The sequence below is a fragment of the Streptomyces prasinopilosus genome, from assembly GCF_001419695.1.
Classification (GTDB): Bacteria; Actinomycetota; Actinomycetes; order Streptomycetales; family Streptomycetaceae; genus Streptomyces; species Streptomyces prasinopilosus.
On sequence record NZ_LIRG01000367.1, the window covers coordinates 1 to 3,214 of the forward strand.

General features: G+C 70.5%; 4 protein-coding genes. 1 reads left to right on the plus strand and 3 read right to left on the minus strand.

The annotated features are described in order from the left end of the window. From AOK18_RS16350 to AOK18_RS16360, 3 genes are all read right to left on the minus strand, one after another. Window positions 1-948: methyltransferase domain-containing protein (locus AOK18_RS16350; RefSeq protein WP_055694841.1), on the minus strand; the 948-nt coding region annotated here is incomplete at its 3' end. Then, complete coding sequence (gene tgmB / locus AOK18_RS16355) at window positions 945-1,925, minus strand: ATP-grasp ribosomal peptide maturase (RefSeq protein WP_055694842.1); 981 nt, start codon at window positions 1,923-1,925, stop codon at window positions 945-947. The genes AOK18_RS16350 and tgmB, both read right to left, overlap by 4 nt. 3 nt (window positions 1,926-1,928) lie before the next feature. Beyond that, window positions 1,929-2,195: a putative ATP-grasp-modified RiPP gene (locus AOK18_RS16360; RefSeq protein ID WP_099048892.1), complete on the minus strand. Its 267-nt coding sequence runs from the start codon at window positions 2,193-2,195 to the stop codon at window positions 1,929-1,931. Window positions 2,196-2,399: 204 nt separating this feature from the next. Here AOK18_RS16360 and AOK18_RS16365 point away from each other — a divergent pair. Beyond that, window positions 2,400-3,214: helix-turn-helix domain-containing protein (locus AOK18_RS16365; protein ID WP_055694843.1), on the plus strand; the 815-nt coding region annotated here is incomplete at its 3' end.

Consider the following 3,214-nt stretch of genomic DNA (forward strand, 5'->3'; position numbering starts at 1 on the left):
TTGCGCGTCGGGCACCGCGCTCTGTACGAGGAAACGCAGGTGGAAGACCTCCTCGGTCGCGGCGGTGATCCGCTCGGGACCGTGCCGGGCGACCCGCGGCCTTCCCGTCAGCCCGGCCGCCCAGTGGGCGGGGTTGCCGAAGGCCGGCGCCGCGTGCGCACGGGCCGACATGAAGGAGACCGTGCCGCCCAGCAGACGGCCCTCGGCGGTGCCGTCCCCCGTGACCGTGAGCAGCACGCGGGCGTACCCGTAGAGCCAGCCCGAGAGCGTCAGCAGGATCTTCCCGCCCGGCCGGACCTGGGCGACCAGGGCCGGGGGCACGGCCCGGAAGGAGCAGGCGGCGACGACCCGGTCGAACGGGGCCTCGGGCCAGTACCCGTACAGCCCGTCCGCGACCGCGAGGGTCGGCGTGTAACCGCAGCCGTGCAGCGCGCTCGCGGCCCGCTCCAGCCGACGCCCGTCCACCTCGATGCTGGTGACGCCGGCCGACCCGAGGCGTTCGCAGGCGAGCGCGGTCGAGTAGCCCGTCCCCGTGCCGATCTCCAGCACCGTGTGCCCCTCCCGCACATCGGCGTCGACCCACATCCGCAGCACGAGCGACGGCAGGGTGGAGGACGAGGTCGGGGCCCCTCCGTACCGTTCGGCAGGGTCCTCCCAGTCGGGTTCGTCACCGTCGAACTGGGTGATGAGCGTGGCGTCGGAGTACGCGGCCTCCAGCCAGCGCCCGCGGTCGAGCACGGCGGTGACCGGCTGCCACCCGGTCAGCCCCTGCCCGTCGCCCCCGTCGTTGGTGGGTAGGTAGAAGCCGGGCACGAACCGGTGCCGAGGTACCGCTTCCACCGCCGCCCGCCAGGCCGGCTCGTCGAGGAACCCGCGCGCGGCGAGGTCCTCCGTCATGGCCGCGCGCAGCCGGACGGCATCGGTTTCGAGGTCGACGGGCAGCGTCATGAACGTCCCTTCCTTTCCAGGGTGAGGAGGTCGGCGAACGCCTCGGTGATGTCCTCGGCGTCGGGTAGCCAGCCCCACTGTCCGTTCGGGTTGCACTCGATCGCCGTCCAGTGTTCCGGGTCGTCCCCGTCACCGGTGAGCGCGAAGTCGAAGCAGCCGAAGACCAGACCGAACGAGGCCAGGTAGGCGTGCAGTGCCGCCTGGACGGGCGGCGGCACGGTGATCGGGGCGTGGAGCAGGGCGTCCCAGTCGCCCCGGCGCCAGTCCAGTGCGCCGTCGGGTGCGGCGACCCGCTGGGCGAAGACACGACGGCCGACCACGGTGACGCGTACGTCTCCGGTCTTGGGGATCTCGGCCTGGAACAGGTGGGCGGTCACGGTGAGCGTGTCGTCGAAGGTCTCCGGGTCGACCCGCTGGGCCCAGATCGCCCCGGCGCGCCCGTCGTCACCGACGGGCAGGCCCCGGAACGTCTTGCAGACGACGGGCCCGTGCGAGACGGCGAACTCCCGCGCGGTCTTCACGTCGTTGGTGATCAGGGTCGGAGGAATCCTCAGCCCGAGCCGGGCGAACCTCCGGAGCTGGGCGGGCTTGTACTCCGCACGGCTCACCGCGGCCGGGTGGTTGACGTACCGGGCGCCGGGTAGGTCGTTCAGGACGCCGCCGAGCCCGTGCCTCGCCTCGGCGGTGGCGAAGTCCCCTTGCTGCCGGGGCAGATGCGTGAACCGGGCGCCGTACGGAGTGGGGCGACGGTAGTACACCGCCGCCACCTCCCTCGCCTCCACCTCCCGGCTCGCCGTACGCAGTCGCCCGCGCCACGCCGGACGGCCTGCGTCGATACGGAAGCCGAACGTCAGGGCGGGCCCGATGTCGGCGGGATCGACGCGGACGACGGGCACCCCGCGCTCGTTCAACGCGGCGACGACCCGGTCCGCGGTGACGTCCTCCAGCGCGGTGACGACCAGGACGGTGGAGGTCATCGGTCAGTCCGACTCGTAGTCGGTGGTGCTGTCGTCCTGCGTCTGGGACTGCGGGCCTTTGCCGTCCCCGCCCCCGGACACCGACGCGGTGCTCGTCGTCCTCGACGTGCCGTGCTTACCCATCTCCACCGGCCACCCGGCGGCATCGGTGTAACGGGCGGTCTGCGTGACGGGGTCGAGCGTCACCGTCGCGTACGGCGGCGGCCCGACCGGCAGCCGGTCGGTGACCAGGCGCAGCGCCCAGGGGGCCTCGGGGGTGAGCGTCGTCATGGGGTGTCCCTTCTCTGTGGTGCGGAGTTTCCCTGATCCACATCACTCAGTGTGCTCACGCATGCATTCTGAGTGAAGAAGGGCGAGGTGTACGGCCGGCAGTTGTACGCGACTGTCCGATTTCCGTCCGGGCTGCCCGGGGTGACCGGACACGGGCGGCCGGAGTTGGTCCGGGGAAGGACGCGCGACAGGAGGGCGGCGGGTATGAACGGGTGGGAAGCGGGACCGGACGACGAAGAGGCCGGGGCGGTGATGCGCACGGTCACCCGGCAGTTGAAGCTGTGGCGGGAGGCGGCCGGCCTCACCCAGGCGGAGTTCGGGGCGGCGATCAAGTACGGGGAGGAGACGGTCTCCTGCGTGGAGCGGGGGCGGCGGATTCCCCGGCCGGAGTACTTGGACGCGGCGGACGAGGTCCTGGGCGCGGGCGGCAAGATCTCCGCGATGAAGAAGGACGTGGCGGAGGTCCGGTACCCGAAGAAGGTCCGGGACTTGAAGAACCTGGAGGCGGAAGCCGTCGAGCTGTGCGCTTACAACAACTCGGTCATCCATGGGCTGTTGCAGATCAAGGAGTATGCGTGGGGGATTTTCAACGCGCGTCGGCCGGGGTTCACCGAGGCCGAGGTGGACCAGCAGGTCGAGGCGCGCTTGGCACGCCAGGAGATCCTTGATCTCATGACCGGACGGCGCGTCTTCAGCTTTGTCCAGTGCGAGTCGACGCTTCGCAGGCCGATCGGGGGCAGGATGGTGTTGCGGCAGCAGCTCGAACGGCTGTTGCAGGTGGCCCAGTGGCGCAATGTGGACCTCCAAATTCTACCTCTCGACCGCGAGGAGAACTCCGGAACCGATGGTTCGTTCCGACTGCTCAAACTCAGAGACGGAGCCACAGTCGCGTTCAGCGAAGCGCCCCTCAGCAGCAGGGTGATGACTGATCCCAAGGACACAACGGTCCTCGACATCCGCTATGGGGTCCTCCGCGCCCAGGCTCTCAGCCCACAGGATTCGCTGGCCTTCATCGAGAA